This is a genomic window from Bradyrhizobium sp. HKCCYLRH3059, assembly GCF_051168035.1.
GTDB lineage: Bacteria > Pseudomonadota > Alphaproteobacteria > Rhizobiales > Xanthobacteraceae > Bradyrhizobium.
In genome coordinates, this window is the sequence record NZ_JBNPUF010000001.1 from 1,153,170 (window position 1) to 1,176,784 (window position 23,615).

The following is a 23,615-nucleotide window of genomic DNA, read 5'->3' on the forward strand; positions in this document are numbered from 1 at the left end:
TTCAGGCCCGCGCCGGGCTCAGCTTCCAGGCCGCGAGCAACAGGCCCGCGGTCATCAGGCCGCAGACGATGGCGGCCTCGGGCAGCGCGAGCGCCAGCGCCGCGGTCGCCGCCCAGCCGATCGAGGAGAACGCCTCGGCAAAGGTCGCCAGCCGCGACGAGGTCTGGCGGCGGCGAAACTGGCTGCGACGCGCCTGGATCCGGAACCAGAGCTGGATGGCCGTGGAGGAGACGGTCGCGACCAGAACGGCAACGGCTGTGACCACCGCCTGCGCCGGTGCGCCCCAACCGAGCGCAAGCACGAGCGGAGCGAAGATCATCGCGATCGTGATCAGCACGACCTCGACCTTGGCGCGCACGATGCGCGTCGCCGGCAGCGGCGCCGTCGCCACCAGCTCGGGCGCGTCCTCGCCGGAGATGGTGAGCCAGGCGAGGCCGCCCGCGAGCTGGCCCGCCGCCATCACGACGACCGGCGTGATCAGGAACACCGCCTGCGAGCTGTCGGAGTAGCTGCGCCACAGCAGCAGCGCCGGAGGCACCAGATAGAGCAATTGCATCAGCGTCTGCGAGATCAGCCAGGGATCGCGCCGCAGCAGCATGAACTCCTTGCGCCGCAGCGACTGCTGCCGCGAGCCGCCCCGAAACGACCTGAGGCGTGCGCCGGCGCGGCTGGAGATGCCCTGGGCCGCGGCGCTGATCGCGGTGTCGGCGAAGCGCGGCGAGAACACCATCATGACGACGCCGAGCAACAACAGTCCGGCTGCCAGCAGAATCAGCAGCGCCTGGCCGTCGCCGAGCGCCGCTCGAGCCGGCAGCCAAACAAGACTGTCGGGATCGGGCGCGATGGCGGCCGCGGCATCCGAGGTGAGGATGGCGAAGCGCGACAGCGTGCCATAGGACACGATCGCCGCGATCTGCAGCACGATGACGAAGCCGGCGCCGATCACGGCCGCCAGGATCTGGGCGACCAGCCGCGTTCGCGCCGGACCAATGAGGCGGAACAGGACGATCGTGATGGCAATGGCGACCGCGGCCGCCGACAGGCCGACGGCCGCGACCACGACGAACGCCGCGAGCCAGCGCGTGCCACCCTCGATCAGCAGCACGTCGACGAAGGGGGTCGCGAGCAGCAGCGCCATGCTGGTCACGGAGAGCGCGATCGCCGCGATCCGGACGGAGAAGATCTCGGCCAGCCGCACCGGCGACGACATGATGAGATCGAGGTCGGCACGGGCGTAGAACACGCGTGTGACGGATTCGATCGCCTGCGACAGCATCAGCGCCCAGGACAGCATGATGGTCGCGGTGATGACGATCAGCGCGGTCTTGTCGAGCGGCAGCTCGAGATCGGCGTAGCGACCGACCACGACCCAGGCCGGCAGATGCATGAGGGCGCCGAACAGCACGAGACCGATGATGGCGGCCCGCGTGCGGCGGCGCCTGCCGGCCGTGATCATGCCGAGCCATTCCCGCCAGGCGAGCCGGAGCTCGTGACGGGCGAACCAGGCGAGCGTCGCCGCCCGCGTCATGCCGCGGACTCGACGTCGACCAGTGCGATGAACAACTCCTCCAGGCTGGTGTCGGTGCGACCGTTCTGCTGGCGCAGCTCGGCCAGAGTGCCTTCGGCGACGACGCGCCCGGCGGCGATCACGCCGATCCGGTCGGCCATGCGCTCGGCGACTTCGAGAATGTGCGTGGTCATGATCACCGTGCCGCCGCGGCGGACGCGCTCGGCGAGCAGGCCCTTGACGTGCCGCGCCGACACCGCGTCCAGGCCCGTCAGCGGCTCGTCCAGGATGATCAGCCGCGGGTCGTGGATCAGCGCGCCGGCGAGCGCGACCTTCTGGCGCATGCCCTTGGAAAAGCCTTCGCAGCGCTCGTGCAGATGCGGCTCCAGCCCGAGCGAGACCAGAAGTTCGGTTGCCGCGTTACTCGAGGTCGCCGGATCGATGCCCCACAGTCCGGCGACGAACTCGAGATATTCGAGCGGCGTGAGCTTGTCGTAGATCATGGGCTCGTCCGAGACCCAGGCCATCACCTGCTTGGCGGCGATCGGGTCGCGCAGTGCATCGATGCCGAAGATCTCGATCCGCCCGGCATCCGGCCGCAGCAGGCCCGCGACCATGCGCAGCGTCGTCGTCTTGCCGGCGCCGTTCGGGCCGACCAGTGCATAGAATTCACCCGAGCGCACCACGAGGTCGAGCGCATCGACCGCCGGCCGCTCGAAACATTTCGTCAGTCCTCGCACGGCGAGGGCGGGGCTGCCTGGGGTCATGACGGCACTATCGCCTCGTTCGGTTCGCGTCTGCAATGTGGATGCAACTCGTTGCGGCGCGGTGAACGAGCCGCAGCATCATGTCCTTCGGTGCCGGCCGGTTCCGTCGGCGCACTGGCCGCATTCCTGCCGTCCTCGTCCCGTGAACTCCCGGCCACGTCTCAAGTTGTGGGCACGCGGCAACGATGCGCGATCGTCAATAGTTCACGGAAGCCGTCCCCTCAGGCGACAGCGCCCGGACCTCCGCCATCAGGGGCAAGGCCTGATACCGGGAGATGCCGATCTCGTCGATCACGAACAACGGCCGCACCTGCCGCGCATCGCTGTCCTGGATCATCGCCATCCGCTGATTGTCGAGCATCAGCCAATGCCCGTCGAGGCGCGCCGCCGCGACGGCGTGATCCTCGTCCCGGACGACATCGTGCAGGATCACGATCCGCAGATCGTCGATGGCAACGCCGGCCATCCGAAGCGCGACGAGCTTGGCGATCGCGTAGTCCTCACAATCGCCGGCACGGCGTTCGAAGGTAGCGAGAGGGGAGGCCCACACGTCCACCTGGCCATATTGAGCGAGATCACTGGCCGGCCGGATGGCCAGATTGACCGCCCGATTGATCTCGCCGAGCCTTGCCCGTCCCGCCCGGAGACGGCCCTGATCGATGATCGCCAGCAGGCTGAGGGCGGCAGGGGAGACGCAGCGCTCGCGGTCGCCATCGCACAGCGCAAGCTGCACGCGCTCGTCTTCGAGCTTGCGCGCGAGCGCCAACCATTTGTCGCGCAACGGGCCTGCTTCCAGGCCGACCCGCGGCAGGCCGAATGGCTCGGCCGTATCCTCGATGGCGGTTGCGAACCCCAATGGCTGCGCGACAGGACCGGCGCCCGCTGGGCTGCCGATCCATATGGCGGCGCTGGCGGCCGCGACCGCCAGCGATGCGCGCATCAGCGCGAGAAAATTCATGTGACGCCCCGTGCCCGGATCTCGGCCGGCGCGACGCAGCGCCTGACGGAACCGGATGCTTGTTGGGGGTCAGCATGGGTGCGAAGGCTTGGCCTCTGCTTAAAACCGGCAATCCGGCGACCAAATCGCAGGATTTACGCTGAACGTTGTGTTGCTCCGATGCGACAAATCCTAGCGAAAGCTGAACGATGGTCGCGAAGGTCTGGAGGGTTCGCGGTGAAGTTGTGCTTCGAACCCATCCGCAGCTCCTGCCAAATTGATGCAATTCGTCGATTCTTGTTCTCCCACCCGCAGTCCTCCACTTGAAATCCGTTGTCAGGGGTAAGCCGGTGCGGATGTTGATGTCGGCAAAGGTATTGGATGGCCTATGAATACTTAGAATTACTTTGATTTTCTGAAGCGACGTGAATTTTGACTTGGCAGGTCTCGGCCGGGGTCAGCTTTAAAGAGGGCAGAAACTCGACAACATCGTAGCGATCCCGCGGAAGCCGCCGTTTTTGGCCACCTGAAGCACAAGCTGAAGGTGGTTCCGCCAGACACTTGCCAGTGATATGCACGCCTTGAACACTCATTCTTATGTATTCATTAACCATAGTCGGTGGCCCCTTGAATTACGCTGGCAATTTTGACGCCGCGCTTTTCTCCGAAGGCCGGGGCGCCTCTTCGCACGGTCACGTGCGGCTGGAGACGCCGCATGCCCATGCGCCGACCGACGCGATCGTCGTTCCGGACGCGCATTTTCTGTTCAATGCCGATTTCAAGCGGTCTGGTCTCGACCTGATCCTGTCGTCCGACGGACGCGAGATGGTGCTGCCGGACTATTTCAAGGGCGAGAAACGCGCGCCGCTGGCCTCGCCGGACGGCGCGCATCTGAACGGCGACCTCGTCAACGCGCTCTCCGGCGCGGTGCAGGTCAGCCAGGCCGGGGCGGCCGCGAGCGTGAGCAAGGTCATCGGCCATGTGACCAAGCTGCAGGGCACCGCGACGGTCATCCGCAACGGCGTTTCGATCCTCCTTCACAACGGCGACAACGTCGAGAAGGGCGACGTCGTCCAGTCCGGCTCGGATTCGACGCTCGGCATCACCTTCATCGACGGCACCGTGTTCGGCCTGTCGTCGAATGCGCGGATGGTGCTGAATGAAATGGTGTACGACCCCAACGGGTCGAACAATTCCTCGCTGATCAGCCTCGTCGCCGGCACGATCTCGTTCGTGGCCGGCGAGACCGCCAAGCATGGCGACATGAAGGTCGACACGCCCGTGGCGACCATGGGCATTCGCGGCACGGCCGTGCTGGTCGAGATCGACTTCACGGTGCCGGGGCAGGGCAGTCTGCCCGATGCCAAGTTCCAGGTGCTGGTCGAGCCCGATGGCCACACCGGCTCCTACGTTCTGTTCGACAAGACGACGCTGCAGCCGATCGCTGTGGTGAATCAGGCCGGACAGCAGATCCAGATCAGCAACGGAATCGTGAATCAGAGCGCTGTCCCGCTCACGCCGGACATCCAGAAGCTCATCAATGACGTCTTCACGCTGAAGTTCACCGACAACAGCAATCCGAAGTCGACGACCCATTTCACCGACATCGGGGTGCCGCAGACGCTGACGCCGCTGACCTTGCCCAATGGCACCAGCGCGACGCCGATCATCCGCGTGGTCGACGACACCGGCGCGACGACCGGGACTGGCCAGACCGGCGAGCAGCTGTCGCACATCCCGGGTCCGCCGGAAGTCAGGATTCTCGATACCGGCGGCCGGCTGACGACGGCTTTCGGAATTATGGAGCGCGCCGGTCAGACCGGGAACGGCGCCGATCTCGACGCCGTGCTCAGTCGCGTCAATTTCGTCGACGTCAATGGCATCGACCGGCCGACGGTGTCCGTCAGTTTCAGTTCCTACGCCTATAAGAGCGCGCAGCAGGCCGACGTCACGGCCTCGTTGAATGCCCTACAATTGCAGGACGTCCTGGCGACCGCGGTGAAGATCACGGTCACGCCCGATCCGAACAACAAGAATTTCGGCACGGCGACGCTGACCTACAGCGTTCCCGACAAGTATTTCGATTTTTTGGCGGCAGGTGAAACGCTGACGCTGACTTACATCGTCCGCGTCGACAACAACTTTGCGCCGTCCAACGAATTCGCTCTGGTCCCGATCACGATCACCGTGACGGGGACCAACGACAAGCCCGAGATCGTCGCGAGCGTCCAGACCATCGCGTTCGAGGGCGGCACCAGCGTGCCCGGCGGCCCGCTGACATCGGACGATCCGACCTCAGGCACGCTGACCTTCACGGACGTTGATCTCACGGACAGCCATACCGTCTCGGCGAAGCTGACCAGCGCGGTTTTGGAGGGCGGCGGCAGCATTCCGCCGGCCCCGTTCGCGCTGTTCGAACAGGCCCTGACTGCGTCTCTGGCCTCCGACAGCACCGGAAGCGGCACCGGCAAGATCAATTGGAGCTTCGCCAACCTGCCGGTCTATGTCGCGGATTTCATTCCCGCAGGCCAGACGCTGACGCTCACCTACACCGTGACCGTGACGGACTCGCAAGGCGCGACATCGACGCAGACGGTCACGGTGACGATCACCGGCACCGACGATCCGGCGGTGGTCTGGATCGCCACGACGCAGCCTGGCGAGAGCAGCGGGGGGCAGGTTCATCTGTGGAGCGACGGCGCGAACTGGGCAACCGGTCTGGCTCCGACCGCCGATGATGACGTCATCATCATCACCGATCAGCTGCACGGCCTGACGCCGGCCTTTCCGGTGACGATCGATGACGACGCCTACGCCTATGCCAAATCGGTCACGCTGAATGATTTCGGCGGCGGCGCCGTTCCGGAGCTCGACAATAACGGCACGCTGACGATCAGCGGCGCGCTGACGGCCAAGGCCGACTCGCTCATCTACAACTTCTCGGGTGCGACGATCACCGTCGGCGGCTCGGTGCAGATCCTCGAGCAAAGCGAGTTTCACAATGCCGGCACCGTGCTGCTGGCTGGTGGCGGCGTGTTCGGGGCGAGCGCCGGCATCTTCAACACCGGAACGATCGAGCTGTCCGGCGGTACGCTGACCGTGCACGGCGACGTCACCAACGGCGGTGAGGACTCCTCCGGCCTCATCCAGGTCGACCAGGGCGCGACGCTGACCCTGGAGGGTGGCAGCATCGATGGCGGCACCATTCTGATCCAGGGAATGCCGATCGTTCAGAATTTTGGCACGCTGGAGAACGACGGGCAAACGCCGCCGCAAGCCAACGGTCTGCTCGTCCTGAAAGGCGGAGCCGACATCAGCAATGGCCAGCTGACCAATTTCGGCGCGGTCGATGTGTCTGGCGCCGGAAATGCCATCTCGAACGAGATCGTCACGAACGTCGGCCTGATCGACATCAAGGCGGGTGGCGCGCTCGCGCTCGCCAACGACACCAGCATCGACAATACCGATGGTACGATCACGGTCGAAGACGCCGGAACGCTGACCCTGTCACAGGCGCGCGTCAGCGGCGGCACGCTGATCAACGAGTCCGGCGGAGCGGTGGCCCTGATCGGCCACGCCGCGCTGATCGGCGGGACGCTCGACAATTTCGACACGATCGCCGTGTCCGGCAGCGGCAATGCGTTCGAGGACGAGACGATCACCAATGCGAACGCCGCCGCGATCACCATTGCGCTGGCTGGTGCTCTCTCTCTGAGCGGCACGAGCATCGCCGGCGGCGCTATCACCAGCCATGGGACGATCTCCGTCGACGGCGACAGCACGATCGACGGCAGCGCCGTCGCTGGCGGAGAACTGCTGATCGGCGAGACCGGTCCGCTTGCGGAAATGACGGCGATCCTGACCGTTCAGGGCGGCGCGTCGTTGACCGACGTCGGCATCACGATCGGCGACGGCTCGACGCTCGAGGTCGCTGCAGACGAGACCGCGACCCTGGCCGGTGTCACCGTCGACAATTCCGGCACAGTCCAGGTGGACGACGGCGCGGTGCTAGTGATCGAGAGCAGCACGATCACCGGCGGCGATCTCGTCAACCACGGCATCGTGCATGTCGAGACTGCGGTGGCGACCACGTTCGACAATGTCACCATCGATAACACGGACGGTCAGATCATCATCGATGAGGATGGTGAGATGCCGGTCCCGTCGACGCTGGTGCTCGACGGGAGCACGACGCTCACGGGCGGCACCTTGAAGATCCAGATCGCGGGCACGCTGGAGATCGCCGGTCACGTGACGCTGAGCGGGGTAGACGTCGAGAATCTCCACGTCTTCACCGTCGATCTCGGCGCTTACCTCGATCTCGCCGACACCAAGGTGAGCGGCGATGGTGAGCTGCATGTCCATGGCACGATCACGGCGAGCGGCACGAGCGGCCTCAGTGGAACGATCTACAACGACGGCACGATCGAGATCACGGGCGGTACGTTCGAGATCACTGGCGATGTCCAAGGCTCCGGCCAGATCAAGGTCGATGCCGACGCCATCCTGAAGATCGACGGCCATATCGAACAGACGATCGACTTCAGCAGCAAGGGAAGCAGCGAGATCGTCATCGACGACGCCAGCTTCTCCGCCAAACTCGCCGGCCTCGGAGTAGGCGACAAGATCGACCTGCAGACGATCAAATGGACGGAGGCCACGACGGCGTCTTACGATGCGGACACGGGCGTGCTTACCGTCGTCGATGGCCAAGGGCACAGCATCGCCCTCACACTTGTCGGCGATTTCAGCGACTTGCATTTCGCCGGTAGCAAAGACGCGAATGGTGGCACTCTGATCACCCTGATCGCTGATGACACTGCGCCGGTGATCACAGATGCCGGCCGGCCGGGTGCGATCACGGAAGCGGCAGCGCAGACGGGCGCGTCCGATCCGCAGAGCGCCAGCGGAAGCATTCATTTCGCCGATGTCGACCTGACCGATCGGCCGACCGCATCGATCGGTACGCAAAGCGTGACCTGGACTGCGTCTGACCAGCAGACCGATCTGTCGAATCAGCTGAACTCGGATCAGATCGCTGCGCTCGAACACGCCCTGCAGCTCAGCCAGGGCGGCAACGCCAACAATGGCAAGATCGACTGGACCTATGCCATTGCGGACGGGAAGCTGGATTTTCTCGGCGCCGGCCAGACCGTTATGGTGACCACCACGGTTCAGGTCGATGATCACCAGGGCCGTATGGTGGCCTCGGACATTGTGATCACCATCACTGGCACCAACGATCTGCCGGTCGTGACGAGCGATGCGCAGGCGGCCGACGTCGCCGAGCGTGCGGCCAAGTCCGGCTCGGATCTGCCCGACACCGCGAGCGGCACCATCACCTTCACGGACGCGGATGTCACCGACACGCATGTCCTGAAGGTGATCGGCGACGTCGCGACCTCGGGCAACGACGGCGGCTTGCCGTCGGACATGACCGTGCTCAAGAGCTGGCTGTCACTCGGTGCGCTCACCGAGTCCGGCAACGGTGCGGGATCGCAGGCCTGGAGCTTCGCTGCCAGCGACAAGGCGTTCGACTATCTCGGAGCCGGCCAGCACGTGACGCTGACCTACACAATCGAGATCGCCGACGGCCACGGCGGCGTTCAGAACGTGCCCGTGACCATCACGGTCAATGGCGCCGAGGACGCGCCCGTCATCACCGGCGAGACCAATCCGACCGTGCAGACCGTCGTCCTGGCCGAGCGGGCGACCGTGCTGGCGAGCACCGCCAAGACCAATGCCGAGGGCATGCCGACCGAGACGTTCGATCGCGTGTCGGAGGGCTCGATCTCCGACAACGGGCGCGGTCACGGCAGCTTCTACAGCGAGGCGCTGCACGCAACCTTCACGGCCAGCGGCAATGCGGGAATCGTGCACGGCTCCTCCCCGGTGTCGGCGGCGCCCTACATGGCCGACGGCGCCGACAAGACCAACTATCTCAGCGTCGGCAGCCACGCGCAGGAGACCATCACCTTCGACAGCGTCAAGAACAGCTTCGGGCTGTATTGGGGCTCGGTCGACAGCTACAACAGCATCTCCTTCTACAACGGCAACAAGCTGGTGGCGTCCTACACGGGCAGCGACGTCGCGCCGCTGCTCGCCAATGGCGGGCAGGCGTCGCTGGCCTCGAACGGCTATGTCGAGTTTCTCGGCCTGTCGCCGTTCAACAAGGTGGTGCTCGCCAGCAGCCAGAATGCGTTCGAGCTCGACAATGTTTCGGCCGGCTTCATCGCCGATCAGCCGGTGAAATTGACGAGCGGCATGTCCGGCACCTTGACGGTGCTCGACAGGGATGTCGGCGACACGCTGACCGCTTCGGTGGTCCAGAACGGCGTGATCAAATACAATGGCTTGCCGAGCCTGCCCTCGAACGCCCATGTCCAGGCGCTGGCCGATGCCCACGCGATCACCTTCGACCGCGCGATATCCGATGGCGGCTCCGAGGTGCTGCACTGGACATATCATCCGGCCGATGTGAACCTGGATTTTCTCAATCCCGGTGACACGCTGACCGTGACCTATCAGGCGGACGTCAGCGACGGCCGAGGCGGAACTGCGACCAAGGCGCTGACCGTCACGTTGGCCGGCAACGGCGCATCGACGATCAACGGCACGGACCAGAACGACAATTTCGTCAATGTCGGCGGCGGCGTGACGATCTTCGGCAAGGACGGCAACGACACCTTCGTCTTCAACCCGCATTTCGGCAGCGCCACGATCGGCGATTTCGATCTCAACAAGGACATCGTCGAGCTCGATCGTTCGCTGTTTGCCAGCGTCGAAGCGGTGGTCGCTGCCGCGCAGTCGGCCAATGGCGGCCACGACACCGTCATCACCGATGCGGTGCATGATACGCTCACGCTCAAGGGGGTGACGTTGGATCAATTCAAGGCGCATCACGACGGTTTCCACCTCGTCTGAGCCCGCACGTCCGTCTGCGATGCGGGCGCCGGCGTTGCCAAGCCGAGCGCTCTTTGGAGACGATCAGACGCCTCGGATCGCCCGCCTCGGCGTGATATCGGATGCTGCATGAAGCGATTGAGAGCAGTTCCTCGATGGTTCGCACGCAAGTTCGGCTTTGCGCGCCTGATGTGCCTGGTGCTGCTGGTCGCCTTCGCGGCGCTGCGCGCTGCCGATCCCGCGCCGATGCAGGAGCTACGCCTCCGCGCCTTCGACAACTTCCAGGCGTTCAGCCCCCGGGTCAAGACGATGCGCCCGGTCACCATCGTCGACATCGATGAGAAGAGTGTCGCCGACCCCAAGCTCGGTCAGTGGCCATGGCCGCGGACGCGAATCGCCGAGATCGTCGACAAACTGACGCAGCTCGGCGCGCTTGTCATCGCCTTCGACGTCGTGTTCGCCGAGCCGGACCGGCTGAATCCCGCGATTGCAGCTGAGACCTTTCCCAGCCTCGACGAAGCGACGCGCGAAAAGCTGAGGGCGCTGCCGTCGAACGATCAGGTGCTCGCCGATTCCCTGCGCCGGTCGCGCGTCGTCCTCGGCGAGACGGCGAGCCGCGACGTGCGGGCCGAACCCGACAAGACGCTGCCGGAGACCGGATTTGCGATGGTAGGGGAGCCCATCCCCTTCATGGAGCCGTTCCCGGGGCTGTTGCGCAACGTGCCGCTGATCGAGCATGCGGCGGCCGGCCGGGGCCTGTTCACGATCGAGCCGGAGCGCGACGGCATCGTCCGCCGGGTGCCCATGGTCATGCGAGCCCAGGACATCAAGATGCTGGCGCTGAGCTTCGAAATGCTGCGGGTCCTGACCGGGTCCGGCACTGTTCTGGTCAAGGCCGATCCAGGCGGTATCACCAGCATCGGGCTGGGCAGCGTTCACATTCCGACTGACGGCAACGGCAAGATCTGGGTCCATTACGCCAATCATGACCCATCCATCTATGTCTCCGCCATCGACGTGCTCGAGGGCCGCGTACCACCGGAGAAGATCGCGAGGAAGCTGATCCTGATCGGGCCATCCGCGATTGGCCTGAATGACATCAAGACAACACCTGTCTATTCGGCGATGCCGGGCGTCGAGGTGCACGCCCAGGTGCTGGAGTCGGTGCTCACCGGGTCGATCCTGGCGCGGCCTTATTGGGGCGTCGTGGTCGAGTTCTTTGGCGCGCTCCTGCTAGGGCTGCTCGTCATCGTCTTCGCTCCGCAGCTCGGCGCCATTACGCTGGTGATCGTGGGAGCGGTGTTCGCGAGCGCGCTGCTTGGCCTGTCTTGGTACTTCTACACCCAGCACCGGCTCCTGATCGACTTCACCTATCCGATGCTGTCGACGACGGCGATCTATCTGACGCTGATCTTCGCCAATTTCGTCCGCGAGCAGAATCAGCGCCGGCAGATGCGCTCGGTGTTCGGGCAATATCTGTCGCCGGTGCTGGTCGAGCAGCTTGCCCAATCGCCGCCGACGCTGGGCGGCGAGGAGCGCGAGATCACGGTGATGTTCTCGGACGTGCGCGGCTTCACCACGATCTCGGAGAGCTACAAGCACGATCCGCAGGGCTTGACGCAGCTGATGAACCGCTTCCTCACGCCGCTGACCAACGCCATCATCGCCCGCAAGGGCTATGTCGACAAATACATGGGCGACGCCATCATGGCGTTCTGGAACGCGCCGCTCGCCGACAAGGATCATCAGATCAATGCCTGCGAGGCGGCGCTCGACATGCTCGAGCGGATCGATCAGGTGAACGGCGAACGCGAGCAGGAGGCCGAGCATGGCGGCCACGTCTACATTCCGCTCAAGGTCGGCATCGGCCTCAACACCGGCATCGGCGTGGTCGGCAACATGGGCTCCGACCTGAAGTTCAACTATTCGGCGCTTGGCGACAGCGTCAACCTCGCGTCGCGCCTGGAGGGCCAGACCAAGGAGTACGGCTTTCCGATCATCGTCGGCTCGGCGACTGCGATGGCCGTGAAGGACCGGCTCGCGATTCTCGAGCTCGACTTCATCATGGTCAAGGGTAAGACCGAACCGGAGGTGATCTACGCCATCGCCGGCCGCGAGGACGTGATGTACTCCGAGCGCTTCCAGTTGCTCCGCAACCTCACCATCGAGATGCTGGCGAGCTATCGCAGCCGCGATTGGGAAGGGGCGCTGGCCGCGATCGAGCGCGGCCGCAAGAGCGACCAGGGACAAGACTTGGCCAAGCTTTATGATCTCTATGACGCACGCATCCGCAACTACCAGGTCAATCCGCCGCCCGAGGATTGGAACGGGGCGTACGCACTGCTGACGAAGTAGCCGGTGGTCCGTTCCCGAGTTCGCATCATGTCGCGGCGGCCTCGTTGGCTTGGTCCGGTGCCCGCGCGATGAGTATGCTCATCATTTGCAGACCACATAAGCCGAATAGGGCGGGCAACGCTTGCTGCGCTCATCCGTGCCGGGGACGGGGCGGGTGGAATGCCGTGGCGGGAGACTTCGCTTGGCACGCGGCAGCTTGCCCGCATCCTGCTTCGATGACGATGGGACGAAGGGGTTTACAGGCCCATTGGATGATGTCTGGGCGTCCACCGCCGCGAGCTTGCCGATGAATGCGAGCGACAGGATGACGAGCTTGACCGAACGATAGCGCGCTCCAGTCTGCGGGACGGGTACAAGGATAGCGCAATCGAGCAGGCGTCGAGCGCATCGCGTTTGTTGCGAGGTTGCAACAGCGGGATAAGAAGCAACTTGTGTCATGTGACGTCGATTGCATGAATCTGCGCGTGCTTGTAGCATTTTTCTACTCAAGATAGAAAGTGCATGCAGATGGGGGGCATCGATGCAGTCTTCTGAGGACGGGAGTGCGGCCGGTTTGACGCAGGGCAGGCCGGCACGGGGTGCGATCAAGCGTTTCACTCTACCAGTTGCGGGCAGCCTCATTGCTGCTGTGGCTTGTGTGCTCGGGGCGGGCGCGGTGTCGGCCGCGGATCTCCCGGTCAAGGCGCCGCCTCCGCCGGTCTCGTTGTGGGAGTTCGAGGTCGGCGCCCGCTATTTCTACAGTTCGGGCCGCACCCGCTACACGTTGGGCGATCCTTTCGTCGCTGGCCAAACCAATTCTCTGCTGACCTACAAGAATCTCAACAGCCATGCCGGCGAGGGGTTCGCCAGGGCCGATCACAGTTTGGGTTTCTTCGCCAAGGGCTTTGCGGGCGGTGGCAACATCTTCAGCGGCAGGCTCAACGACGAAGACTTCCCGCCGGCCGTCATTCCGTACTCGAATACGGACAGCAGCGTGAACAGCGGCAGGCTTTGGTACGGCACGATCGACGCCGGCTACAATTTCTGGAGGGGGCCGGCGTTCAAGGTCGGCGGCTTCGTCGGCTACAACCATTTCTACGAAACCGTCAACGCATACGGATGTACCCAGGTCGCGACCAATCCGTTTATTTGTGGTCTCGATCCTGTTGCGGGGGGCGTGCTGGTGCTCAGCAAGACCGAGAACTGGGATTCGCTCCGTGTGGGGTTGAACGGCGTCTTCAAGCTCGGCCAGAACTGGAACGTCACCCTCGATGGCGCCGTTCTGCCCTATGTCCGGCTGAGCGGATTCGACAATCACTGGCTGCGCCCCGACATCAATCCGCTTCCGCAATCTGGAAATGGCTGGGGCTACCAACTCGAGGGCATTGTGTCATACGACGTGACGAGAAATTTCAGCGTCGGCGTCGGTGGCCGCTATTGGTACGCCCGGACGACCAGTGGGACCACCCAATTTCCTGGAGTCCCGGGGTCGCCCACGACCTTCAGCTACGAGCGGTACGGCGGCTTTCTCCAGGCCTCCTACAAGTTTGACTCGGGCGCCTTCGGGAAATGAAATACTGGCTATCGTGCTGAAGAGGAAGCCCGGCAAAACGCCGGGCTTCTTTCTTTGCGAGCGCGACGGCAGCCGGCCCGGTCAGTTATTCCGCCCCGATCGTCGTCAGGTCCTGGAACCAGTGTTGCGCCTGCACGAACTTCTTGACCTTCGGCGATAGCGCGTGCGGGTTGGTGTCGTGCACGACCCAGACCAGCACCGCATCGTCGACCACGGCCGCATGCGCCTGCGCGATCAACTCGTCCTGCTTGGCCGGATCGAACGTCTGCTTGGCTTCAGCAATCAGCGCATCGACCTTGGGATTCTTGTAGCCGCCCCAGTTGACGCCAACGGGCGCGATCTGGTCGGAGGCGAAGAAGCGGACGATCGCGTAGAGCGGGTCCGATGTGACATAGGCGATGTTGTTGGCGGTGATGCCGGCGTTCATCTCGTCGGCGGCGCCCTTGCGCCAATGCGTGTACAGCGTCTCCAACTCGACGACCTTGAAGTCGATGTCGATGCCGATCTCCTTGAAGCTCTGCTGCAGATATTCGTTCATCGGCAGCGACAGCATCTGGCCGGTGCCGCCCTGCGCGATGATGAAGGTCGTCTTCAGCGGCTTGGCTGGCGAATAGCCGGCTTCCTCGACCAGCTTCTTGGCGGTGGCGAGATCGTATTTCAGCTCGAAGCTCGGCTTGCCGAACCACGGGCTCGACGGGTCGACCTGGCCCTTGGCGGGCTTGGCGAGGCCGTTCATCAGCCCGACCACTTCGTCGCGATTGATCGCGAGATTGAGCGCCTTGCGCAGGCGGATGTCGGTCCAGGGCGAGCCCGGCAGCACGCTGAGATGATAGTTCCAGACATGCGGTGTGACGTTGTCGACGAGCTTCATGCCGGCCGCCTTGAGCTGCGGCACGGCGTCCGGCGCCGGCGTCTCGATCAGATCGACCTGGCCGGCGAGCAGCGCGTTGGTGCGGGTCAGCGCTTCCGGCATCGGCACGAGCACGAGCTTGTCCGTCTTCGGCAGCCGGTCCTTGTTCCAATATTCGGAATTCTTGGTGAGCTCCGCGAGCTCGCGCGGCACCAGTCTGGTCAGCTTGAATGGTCCCGTGCCGGAGGGCTGACTGGCGAACTTGTCCCAATTCTTGCCGAGCTTCTCATATTGCGCCGGGCTCGAAATCAGGAACCACAGCATCTGATACGGGAAGAACGAGTCGACCGTCTTGGTCGTGATCTCGATCGTGGAGTCGTCGATCTTGGCGTAGCTCGCGACTGAGGGAAGGCGTGTTTTGACCTGCGCGCTCTGCCGCTTGTCGAACTGCGGTGCCTTATCGTTGAGCACCTTGTCCAGATTCCAGATCACCGCATCGGCATTGAAGTCGCTGCCATCGTGGAACTTGACCCCCTTGCGCAGGGTGAAGCGCCATTTGGTCTTGTCGGCCTCGTCGATCTTCCATTCGGTGGCGAGGCCGGGAATGAGCTTGCCCGGTCTGTCGGCGATGCTCATGTCCCAGGCCACCAGCGGATCATAGATCGTGTAGCCGGTAAACTGATAGGCGCCGGCGCCGCGATCGGGCTGGCCCGTCGTCAGCGGAATGTCCGCCATCGAGATGCCGTAGCGCAGAACCGTTTCGGCCCGCGCCGCGACCGCGGAAAGACTGAGCGCGAGCGCAGTGGCGAGTAATGAGAATCGGATACGCATGAAGATGAAGCTCCGTTGAAACCGGATCAAATTCGACGCGCAAGACCTGCAATCGGGGTGCCAAGCCTCTGACCGGATCGTTCGAGCACAAACGGTTGTGACCTCGCGTCGCAGGCACGAGATCGGGAGCACCGCTGGCATAGGCGTTGCATAATGCTGCCCAGAATTTAGCCAGCTGATCGGAGACCTTGATCGTGCTTTTGCGTATTGCGACCTCAATGACGACGCGCGTGGCCGTTGCGGCCGCCATGATGACCAGCGCTGCCATCCTCGTGCTGCCGGCGCAGGCGGGCGCGGAAACCGTATTGCGCATCGGCATGACTGCCGCAGACATTCCGCGCACGCTCGGCCAGCCCGATCAGGGCTTCGAGGGCAACCGCTTCACCGGCCTTACGATGTACGACGCGCTGACGATGTGGGACCTGTCGTCGGAGGACAAGCCGAGCGTCGTCATTCCCGGCCTTGCCACCGAGTGGAAGGTCGACGATGCCGACAAGACCAAGTGGACGTTCAAGCTGCGTCCCGGCGTCACCTTCCATGACGGCGCGCCGTTCAATGCCGACGCCGTGGTGTGGAACGTCGAGAAGGTGCTGAAGCAGGACGCGCCGCAGTTCGATCCGAGCCAGGTCGGCGTCACCGCCTCGCGCATGCCGACGCTGGCATCGGCGCGCAAGATCGACGATCTCACCGTCGAGCTGACGACGAAGGAGCCGGACAGCTTCCTGCCGATCAACCTCACCAATCTGTTCATGGCGAGCCCGACGAAGTGGCAGAAACTCTATGAGTCCGCGACCGGCGCCGACGACAAGGCGAAGTCGCAAGCCGCCTGGGCCGCCTTCGCCAAGGATGCCTCGGGCACCGGTCCGTGGAAGATGGCGAAGTTCACGCCGCGCGAGCGGCTGGAGCTGGTCAAGAACGATGCCTATTGGGACAAGGCGCGTGTGCCCAAGGCCGACAAGATGATCCTGCTGCCGATGCCCGAGGCGAACGCGCGCACCGCGGCGCTGCTGTCCGGACAGGTCGACTGGGTCGAGGCGCCGGCGCCAGATGCGCTGCCGGAGATCAAGCAGCGCGGCTTCAAGCTCTACGCCAACGAGCAGCCGCATGTCTGGCCCTGGCAGTTCTCGCGCGTCGAAGGCTCGCCGTGGAACGACATCCGCGTTCGCAAGGCCGCCAACCTCTGCATCGATCGCGAGGGCCTGCGCGACGGCCTGCTTGCCGGACTGATGGTGCCGGCGACCGGAACCTTCGAGAAGGGCCATCCCTGGCGCGGCAACGTCACCTTCGAGATCAAGTACGACAAGGCGGCCGCGCAGAAGCTGATGCAGGAGGCTGGCTACGGCCCGAACAAGAAGCTCGAGGTCAAGACGCAGACGTCGGCGTCGGGCTCGGGCCAGATGCAGCCGCTGCCGATGAACGAATATCTGCAGCAGGCACTGGCCGAGTGCTATTTCGACGTCAAGCTCGACGTCATCGAGTGGAACACGCTGTTCACCAACTGGCGCCGCGGCGCCAAGGATCCGTCCGCCAACGGCGCCAGCGCCACCAACGTCACCTACGCGGCGATGGACCCCTTCTTTGCGCTGGTGCGCTTCCTGCAGTCCTCGATGGCGCCGCCGGTCTCCAACAACTGGGGTTTCATCAACAACCCGAAGTTCGATGAGCTGGTGAAGAAGGCGCGCCAGACTTTCGATCCGGCCGAGCGCGACAAGGCGCTGGCGGAGCTGCATGCGGCGTCGGTCGATGACGCGGCGTTCCTCTACGTGGCGCACGACGTCGGCCCGCGCGCGATGAGCCCGAAGGTGAAGGGCGTGGTGCAGCCGAAGAGCTGGTTCATCGACTTCTCGCCGATCTCGGTGGAGTAGCCGTTCGCGTGGTGGAGTATTTGTCCACGTTCGCAGGCTGATCTCGCCGCTTGCCCCGCTGCGCTCCCTCCCCCCTTGTGGGGGAGGGGTGGGGAGGGGGGTACTCCGGCGGCAGTTTTTGTGTGGACCCCCACCCCCCACCCCTCCCCGCAAGGGGGAGGGGAGCTTTCTTGGTGCCGCTTGTATCTCGCGACTCTCCGCCGATGAGGAGAGGCTTATGAAGGTGACTCGTGCTCTCTTATGCTGCCAGGCGGATGGTCTATGCGATCCCGATCATCATCGGCGTCGCGCTCGTCTGCTTCATGCTCGTTCACATCACGCCGGGTGATCCGCTCGTTGCGGTGCTGCCGGCCGACGCGTCGCAGGAGCTGGCACAGCAGCTGCGCGTGGCCTATGGCTTCGACAAGCCGCTGCCGGTGCAGTTCGGGCTGTGGTTGTGGCGCGCCGTCAATGGCGATCTCGGCAGCTCGATCGCCACCGGCCGTCCCGTGCTCGCCGAGGTGCTGCGCGCAGTCTCCAACACCGTGACCCTGGCGATCGCAGCCGCCATCATCGGATTCTCGCTCGGCCTGTTCTTCGGCCTCGTCGCCGGCTATTTCCGCGACAGCTGGATCGACAAGGTGGCGACGTCCATTGCGATCGCCGGCGTATCGCTGCCGCACTATTGGCTCGGCATGGTGCTCGTCATCATCTTCTCGGTCGAGCTGAACTGGCTGCCTGCGGTTGGCGCCGGTCCGTCCGGCTCGGGCGCATGGTCGTGGGACTGGGCCCATATCCGCTTCCTGGTCCTGCCCGCGATCACCACCTCGGTGATTCCGATGGGCATCATCACGCGCACCGTGCGCGCGCTGACCGGCGACATCCTCAGCCAGGATTTCGTCGAGGCGCTGCGCGCGAAGGGCCTGCGCGAAACCCAGGTGTTCCGCCACGTGCTGAAGAATGCCGCGCCGACCGCCCTGGCGGTCATGGGCCTGCAGCTCGGCTACATGCTGGGCGGATCGATCCTGATCGAGACTGTGTTCTCGTGGCCCGGCTCGGGTCTGCTGTTGAACTCGGCGATCTTCCAGCGTGACCTGCCGCTCTTGCAGGGCACGATCCTGGTGCTGGCGATGTTCTTCGTCATCCTCAATCTCGTGGTCGACATCGCGCAGGCCGCGATCGATCCGCGCATCAAGCGAGGCTAACGATGAGCGTCAGTACCCCCGGCGCCCTCAACGACGCCTCGCTGCAGGCCGCGCCGATCGCGAACGCACGCGGCTATTGGGCGACCGTCGGTCGCCGGATCGTCCGCGACAAGCTCAGCATGGTCTGCGTCGCGATCCTGCTGCTGATCTTTCTCTCCGCGCTGCTCGCGCCCTATCTGCATCTCGCGGATCCCTATCAGGGCTCGATGATTCGGCGCCTGCGCCACATCGGCACGCCGAACTATCCGCTCGGCACCGACGAGCTGGGACGCGACATGCTGGCGCGGCTGATCTATGGCGGCCGGCTGTCGCTGCTGATCGGCATCTCGCCGGTCATTCTCGCCTTCGGCATCGGCACGATGCTCGGCCTCGTCGCCGGCTATGTCGGCGGCTGGGTCAACACCGCGATCATGCGCACCATCGACGTGTTCTACGCCTTCCCCTCGGTGCTGCTGGCGATCGCGATCTCCGGCGCGCTCGGCGCAGGGATCACCAACTCCATCGTGTCGCTGACCATCGTGTTCGTGCCGCAGATCACCCGCGTCGCCGAGAGCGTCACGACGGGCGTGCGCAATCGCGATTTCGTCGAGGCCGCGCGCGCCTCGGGCGCGAACGCGTTCACGATCATGCGCGCGCACATGCTCGGCAACGTGCTCGGACCGATCTTCGTCTATGCGACGGGGCTGATCTCGGTGTCGATGATCCTCGCGGCCGGTCTTTCGTTCCTTGGTCTCGGCACCAAGCCGCCGGAGCCGGAATGGGGCTTGATGCTGAACACCTTGCGTACGGCGATCTACGTCAATCCCTGGGTGGCGGCGCTGCCGGGCGTGATGATCTTCGCTGTCTCCATCTGCTTCAACCTGCTCAGCGACGGCCTGCGCAGCGCGATGGACATCCGGAGCTGAGAGGCATGAATGAAGCATCGGAAGTCACCGGACTGCAGCCGATCGAGGACCTCGGCGGCAAGGCGCAGCCGCTGCTGCGGGTCGATGGCCTGACGAAACACTTCCCGGTCCGTGGCGGCCTGTTCGGTGTGCGCAAGACGGTGCGCGCCGTCGACGACGTCTCGTTCGTCATCGGCAAGGGCGAGACGGTCGGCATCGTCGGCGAGTCCGGCTGCGGCAAGTCCACCACGGCGCGGCTCCTGATGCATCTGATGGACCGCGATGCCGGCGAGATCATCTTCGACGGCCGGCAGGTCGGCCACGAGATGTCGTTGCGCGAGCTCAGGCGCGGCATGCAGATGGTGTTCCAGGACTCCTATGCCTCGCTCAATCCGCGGCTGACGATCGAGGAGTCGATTGCATTCGGGCCGAAGGTGCACGGCATGACCGACACTGCGGCGCGTGCGCTGGCGCGCGAGCTGCTCGGCAAGGTCGGCCTGAGGCCCGAAACCTTCGCCAACCGTTATCCGCACGAGATCTCCGGTGGCCAGCGCCAGCGCGTCAACATCGCCCGCGCGCTCGCGCTGTCGCCGCGGCTGGTGATCCTCGACGAGGCGGTGTCGGCACTCGACAAGTCGGTCGAGGCGCAGGTGCTGAACCTGCTGATGGACCTGAAGCGCGAGTTCGGCCTGACGTATCTATTCATCAGCCACGACCTCAACGTCATCAACTACATCTCCGACCGCGTGCTGGTGATGTATCTCGGCGAGGTCGTCGAGCTCGGTCCGGTCGAGGAGGTCTGGGCCAGGCCGGCGCATCCCTATACACGGGCGCTGCTGGCGGCGATGCCGTCCTCCGATCCCGACAGGCGCACGGAGGAGCCGCCGCTGTCTGGGGATCCACCCAACCCGATCGATCCGCCCGCCGGCTGCCGCTTCCACACCCGCTGTCCATTTGCCGAGGCGCCATGCGCGAATGTCGCGCCAAGATTGACGGAGCTGGATACAATGGGCCATCAGGCCGCCTGCCACATGGCGATCCCAGGCTCGGGACACAGCCGGGCGCCGGCCGCCTGACGGGCAGACACCAGCAGTGAGAAGCGGAATGACCAGACCCACGCCCCAGCAAGTCAGTGCCATCGCGGAGGCCTCCGGCCTGCCGGTCGACAAGGAGGTTGCCACCCGCATCGCCGACTCGATCGGACCGGCCTTCGACAACTTCGCCGCGGTTGCCGGTACACTCCCATTCGACCTGGAGCCGGCGAGCTACGTCCTGGCGCAGACGCTGAAGGTGGGCCGATGAGCACCGAACCTGCCTTGATGACCCTGACCGACGTCGCGAAGGCGATTGCGGACAGGAAGCTCTCTTCGGTCGAGGTGACGCGCTCCTGCCTGCATCGCATCGCGCAGTGGCAGCCGAAGCTGAACGCCTTCATGGCGATCGAATCCGAGCCGGCGCTGAAGGCCGCCGCCGAAGCCGATGCAGCGCTCGCCAAGGACGGCCCCAAGGGCCCGCTGCACGGCGTTCCGCTTGCGCACAAGGACATGTATTACAAGGCCGGCCACATCTCGACCTGCGGCTCGCTGATTCGGCGCGACTTCGTCGCAACGACGACCTCGACCGCGCTGCAGCGGCTGAAGGATGCCGGTTCGATCCGGCTCGGCACCCTGCAGATGGCCGAATTCGCCTATGGCCCGACGGGACACAACGCGCATTACGGTCCGGTGCACAATCCCTGGAAGCTCGGCTACGTCACCGGTGGCTCGTCGTCCGGCTCCGGCTCGGCGGTCGGCGCGCGCCTGACCTTCGCGGCACTCGGCTCCGATACCGGCGGCTCGATCCGCATGCCCGCGAATTTCTGCGGCGTCACCGGCCTGAAGGTGACCTGGGGCCGCGTCAGCCGCGCCGGTGCGATGCCGCTGTCGCAGTCGCTCGACACGGTCGGGCCGCTGGCGCAGACCGCGGAGGATTGTGCGCTGATCCTTGGGCTGATGGCTGGTCCCGATTCCGAGGATCCTACCGCCAGCGCGGCACCCGTGCCGGACTATGTCGCCGCCACCCAGGCCTCGATCAAGGGTCTCAGGATCGGCGTGCCCAAGGCGTTCTATGTCGACGACCTCGATCCTGAGGTGGCGCGCTGTCTCGATGCGACGATCGCGGTGCTGAAGACCGAGGGCGCCGATGTGGTTCAGGTCGAGCTGCCGGATCAGCGCCAGCTCACCGCAGCCTGCCAGCTCGTGCTAGCGGTCGAGGCGGCCGCCTTCCACAAGCGCTGGATGATCGAGCGTCCGCAGGACTATGGCCCGCAGGTGCTGATGCGGCTGCAGAACGCTCTGGCCGTCTCCGGCGTCGCCTATCTCGAAGCGCTGCGTTGGCGCGGTGCGGCGCTGGCGGCGCATGTCGCGGCAACCTCTGGCGTCGATGCCGTGATCGCGCCGGTGTCGCCGCTGGTGACGCCCTCGATCGCCGAGAGCGATGTCGGCGGCGCGCCGGGTGCGGAAGCTGTGATCCAGCGCATCACCCGCTTCACCCGCCCGGTGAACTATCTCGGCCTGCCGTCGCTGGCGATCCCGACCGGCTTCACGTCGACGGGGCTTCCTGTCGGCATGCAACTGATCGGCCGCTCCTTCGATGAGGCTACGATTCTGACCATCGGCGCCGCCTTCCAGCGCGCGACTGATTTCCACGCCAGGGTGCCGACGCTGCCATGAGGGAGACCTGTGCATACCGTCCGACGGTCTCACCCTCCCCTGGAGGGGGAGGGTCGATTGCGCATCTCATGCGCAATCGGGGTGGGGTGACGGTCTCTCCCCTTGGAAGCAAGTCCATGGAGGGGCTGTCACCCCACCCCGTCTCGCATTCCGCTGCGCTTCATGCGAGCCGACCCTCCCCCTCCAGGGGAGGGTCGCAGCTCACTTCGCAATTGGCCACGGTGTTCCTGACGGCAAGGTGAGATAGCCTCCCCATGACCAACCTCGTCGAGATCGACAATCTCACCATCCGCTTCACCGGCGAGCGCACCGTGCATGCGGTGAACGATGTCAGCCTGTCGCTCGGCGATGGCGAGGTGCTCGGCCTGCTCGGCGAGTCCGGCTCGGGCAAGAGCGTGACCATGCGGGCGCTGATGCGGCTGTTGCCGAACAAGCGGACGCAGATCTCCGGCAGTGTCAAGGTGCTGGGCCGCGACGTGCTGGCGATGAACGACGACGAGCTGTCGCAGTTTCGCGGCCGCTCCGTGTCGATGATCTTCCAGGAGCCGGGGCTTGCGCTCGATCCGGTCTACACCATCGGCCGGCAGATCGCCGAGACCGTCATGCGGCACGAGGGCAGGAGTTTTGCGGAAGCGCAGGCGCGGGCGCTGGAGATGCTCGACGTCGTCAGGATTCCCTCGGCGAAGCGTCGCCTGGAGTCCTATCCGCACGAGATGTCCGGCGGCATGCGCCAGCGCGCGATGATCGCGCTGGCGCTGGCGTGCCGGCCGAAAGTGCTGCTGGCCGACGAGCCGACCACCGCACTCGACGCCACCGTCCAGATCCAGATCCTGCTGCTGTTGCGCGAACTGCAGCGCGAGTTCGGCATGTCCGTCATCTTCGTCACCCACGACATCGGCGTCGCGATCGAGATCTGCGACCGCCTCGCCGTGATGTATGCCGGAGAGATCGTGGAGCAGGGCAGCTTGCGCGAAATCGTGCGCCAACCCGTGCACCCCTATGCGCGCGGCCTGCTGGCTTCGACGATCCATGGTGCCAGGCGCGGCGAGCGGCTGCAGACCATTCCGGGCACGCCACCCTCGCTCGACCGGGCGCCGCGGAGCTGCTCGTTCGCACCGCGCTGCGGCCTGGCGCAGCCGCGCTGCTCGGAGGCGATGCCGCCGAACATTGCGCTCGGACCACAGCGGCTGGCGCGCTGCGTCCTGGCCGAGGCGCCGGCAAGTGTGGCGGCAACGTAACGGTTCGCCCGAAACGCGCTCCTCACCGGCC

Annotated in this window: 14 protein-coding genes; 10 read left to right on the forward strand and 4 right to left on the reverse strand. The window is 64.9% G+C overall.

Annotated elements, in window-relative coordinates:
• Position 1: 1 nt before the first annotated feature.
• From ACQR13_RS05295 to ACQR13_RS05305, 3 genes are all read right to left on the reverse strand, one after another.
• On the reverse strand, positions 2-1,528 hold the full coding sequence (locus ACQR13_RS05295; RefSeq protein WP_316169572.1) for a permease: 1,527 nt from the start codon (positions 1,526-1,528) through the stop codon (positions 2-4).
• Positions 1,525-2,274, reverse strand: a complete 750-nt coding sequence (locus ACQR13_RS05300) for an ABC transporter ATP-binding protein (RefSeq protein ID WP_315812507.1) — start codon at positions 2,272-2,274, stop codon at positions 1,525-1,527. Before ACQR13_RS05300 ends, ACQR13_RS05295 begins: the two co-directional genes overlap by 4 nt.
• Positions 2,275-2,470: 196 nt before the next feature.
• Positions 2,471-3,232, reverse strand: a complete 762-nt coding sequence (locus tag ACQR13_RS05305) for a transglutaminase-like cysteine peptidase (protein ID WP_434862635.1) — start codon at positions 3,230-3,232, stop codon at positions 2,471-2,473.
• Positions 3,233-3,838: 606 nt separating this feature from the next.
• On the opposite strand from ACQR13_RS05305, the gene ACQR13_RS05310 reads away from it, so the two are divergent.
• The 3 genes from ACQR13_RS05310 to ACQR13_RS05320 all read left to right on the forward strand — a co-directional run bounded on the left by ACQR13_RS05310 (position 3,839) and on the right by ACQR13_RS05320 (position 14,021).
• Complete coding sequence (locus ACQR13_RS05310; RefSeq protein ID WP_434862636.1) at positions 3,839-10,135, forward strand: Npun_F0296 family exosortase-dependent surface protein; 6,297 nt, start codon at positions 3,839-3,841, stop codon at positions 10,133-10,135.
• Between the two features lie 108 nt (positions 10,136-10,243).
• Complete coding sequence (locus tag ACQR13_RS05315; protein WP_316169570.1) at positions 10,244-12,469, forward strand: CHASE2 domain-containing protein; 2,226 nt, start codon at positions 10,244-10,246, stop codon at positions 12,467-12,469.
• A 520-nt stretch (positions 12,470-12,989) separates the two neighbouring features.
• On the forward strand, positions 12,990-14,021 hold the full coding sequence (locus ACQR13_RS05320) for a hypothetical protein (protein WP_316159349.1): 1,032 nt from the start codon (positions 12,990-12,992) through the stop codon (positions 14,019-14,021).
• Between the two features lie 85 nt (positions 14,022-14,106).
• Here the strand turns inward: ACQR13_RS05320 and ACQR13_RS05325 are convergent, their stop codons facing one another.
• On the reverse strand, positions 14,107-15,702 hold the full coding sequence (locus ACQR13_RS05325) for an ABC transporter substrate-binding protein (protein WP_434862637.1): 1,596 nt from the start codon (positions 15,700-15,702) through the stop codon (positions 14,107-14,109).
• Positions 15,703-15,920: 218 nt separating this feature from the next.
• On the opposite strand from ACQR13_RS05325, the gene ACQR13_RS05330 reads away from it, so the two are divergent.
• The 7 genes from ACQR13_RS05330 to ACQR13_RS05360 all read left to right on the forward strand — a co-directional run bounded on the left by ACQR13_RS05330 (position 15,921) and on the right by ACQR13_RS05360 (position 23,584).
• Positions 15,921-17,567 carry an ABC transporter substrate-binding protein gene (locus tag ACQR13_RS05330; protein ID WP_409999209.1) on the forward strand — a complete coding sequence of 549 codons (1,647 nt, stop codon included), beginning with the start codon at positions 15,921-15,923 and terminating at the stop codon, positions 17,565-17,567.
• A 230-nt stretch (positions 17,568-17,797) separates the two neighbouring features.
• Positions 17,798-18,751 carry an ABC transporter permease gene (locus tag ACQR13_RS05335; protein ID WP_315713711.1) on the forward strand — a complete coding sequence of 318 codons (954 nt, stop codon included), beginning with the start codon at positions 17,798-17,800 and terminating at the stop codon, positions 18,749-18,751.
• Positions 18,752-18,753: 2 nt separating this feature from the next.
• Positions 18,754-19,656, forward strand: coding sequence for an ABC transporter permease (locus tag ACQR13_RS05340; protein WP_315713712.1), 903 nt, complete (start codon positions 18,754-18,756; stop codon positions 19,654-19,656).
• Positions 19,657-19,661: 5 nt separating this feature from the next.
• Positions 19,662-20,711: an ABC transporter ATP-binding protein gene (locus ACQR13_RS05345; protein WP_434842646.1), complete on the forward strand. Its 1,050-nt coding sequence runs from the start codon at positions 19,662-19,664 to the stop codon at positions 20,709-20,711.
• Between the two features lie 28 nt (positions 20,712-20,739).
• Positions 20,740-20,937, forward strand: coding sequence for a hypothetical protein (locus tag ACQR13_RS05350; RefSeq protein ID WP_009026147.1), 198 nt, complete (start codon positions 20,740-20,742; stop codon positions 20,935-20,937).
• Positions 20,934-22,346, forward strand: a complete 1,413-nt coding sequence (locus tag ACQR13_RS05355; RefSeq protein ID WP_434862638.1) for an amidase — start codon at positions 20,934-20,936, stop codon at positions 22,344-22,346. The genes ACQR13_RS05350 and ACQR13_RS05355 overlap by 4 nt, the downstream gene beginning before the upstream one ends.
• A 254-nt stretch (positions 22,347-22,600) precedes the next feature.
• Positions 22,601-23,584, forward strand: coding sequence for an ABC transporter ATP-binding protein (locus ACQR13_RS05360; RefSeq protein WP_316172702.1), 984 nt, complete (start codon positions 22,601-22,603; stop codon positions 23,582-23,584).
• Positions 23,585-23,615: the final 31 nt, after the last annotated feature.

Coding starts and splice junctions, on each gene's coding strand:
- ACQR13_RS05340 (WP_315713712.1), top strand. CDS start 18,754: ATGAGCGTCAGTACCCCCGGCGCCCTCAACGACGCCTCGCTGCAGGCC.
- ACQR13_RS05300 (WP_315812507.1), bottom strand. CDS start 2,274: ATGACCCCAGGCAGCCCCGCCCTCGCCGTGCGAGGACTGACGAAATGT.
- ACQR13_RS05360 (WP_316172702.1), top strand. CDS start 22,601: ATGACCAACCTCGTCGAGATCGACAATCTCACCATCCGCTTCACCGGC.
- ACQR13_RS05305 (WP_434862635.1), bottom strand. CDS start 3,232: ATGAATTTTCTCGCGCTGATGCGCGCATCGCTGGCGGTCGCGGCCGCC.
- ACQR13_RS05325 (WP_434862637.1), bottom strand. CDS start 15,702: ATGCGTATCCGATTCTCATTACTCGCCACTGCGCTCGCGCTCAGTCTT.
- ACQR13_RS05295 (WP_316169572.1), bottom strand. CDS start 1,528: ATGACGCGGGCGGCGACGCTCGCCTGGTTCGCCCGTCACGAGCTCCGG.
- ACQR13_RS05315 (WP_316169570.1), top strand. CDS start 10,244: ATGAAGCGATTGAGAGCAGTTCCTCGATGGTTCGCACGCAAGTTCGGC.
- ACQR13_RS05345 (WP_434842646.1), top strand. CDS start 19,662: ATGAATGAAGCATCGGAAGTCACCGGACTGCAGCCGATCGAGGACCTC.
- ACQR13_RS05350 (WP_009026147.1), top strand. CDS start 20,740: ATGACCAGACCCACGCCCCAGCAAGTCAGTGCCATCGCGGAGGCCTCC.
- ACQR13_RS05320 (WP_316159349.1), top strand. CDS start 12,990: ATGCAGTCTTCTGAGGACGGGAGTGCGGCCGGTTTGACGCAGGGCAGG.
- ACQR13_RS05330 (WP_409999209.1), top strand. CDS start 15,921: ATGACGACGCGCGTGGCCGTTGCGGCCGCCATGATGACCAGCGCTGCC.
- ACQR13_RS05355 (WP_434862638.1), top strand. CDS start 20,934: ATGAGCACCGAACCTGCCTTGATGACCCTGACCGACGTCGCGAAGGCG.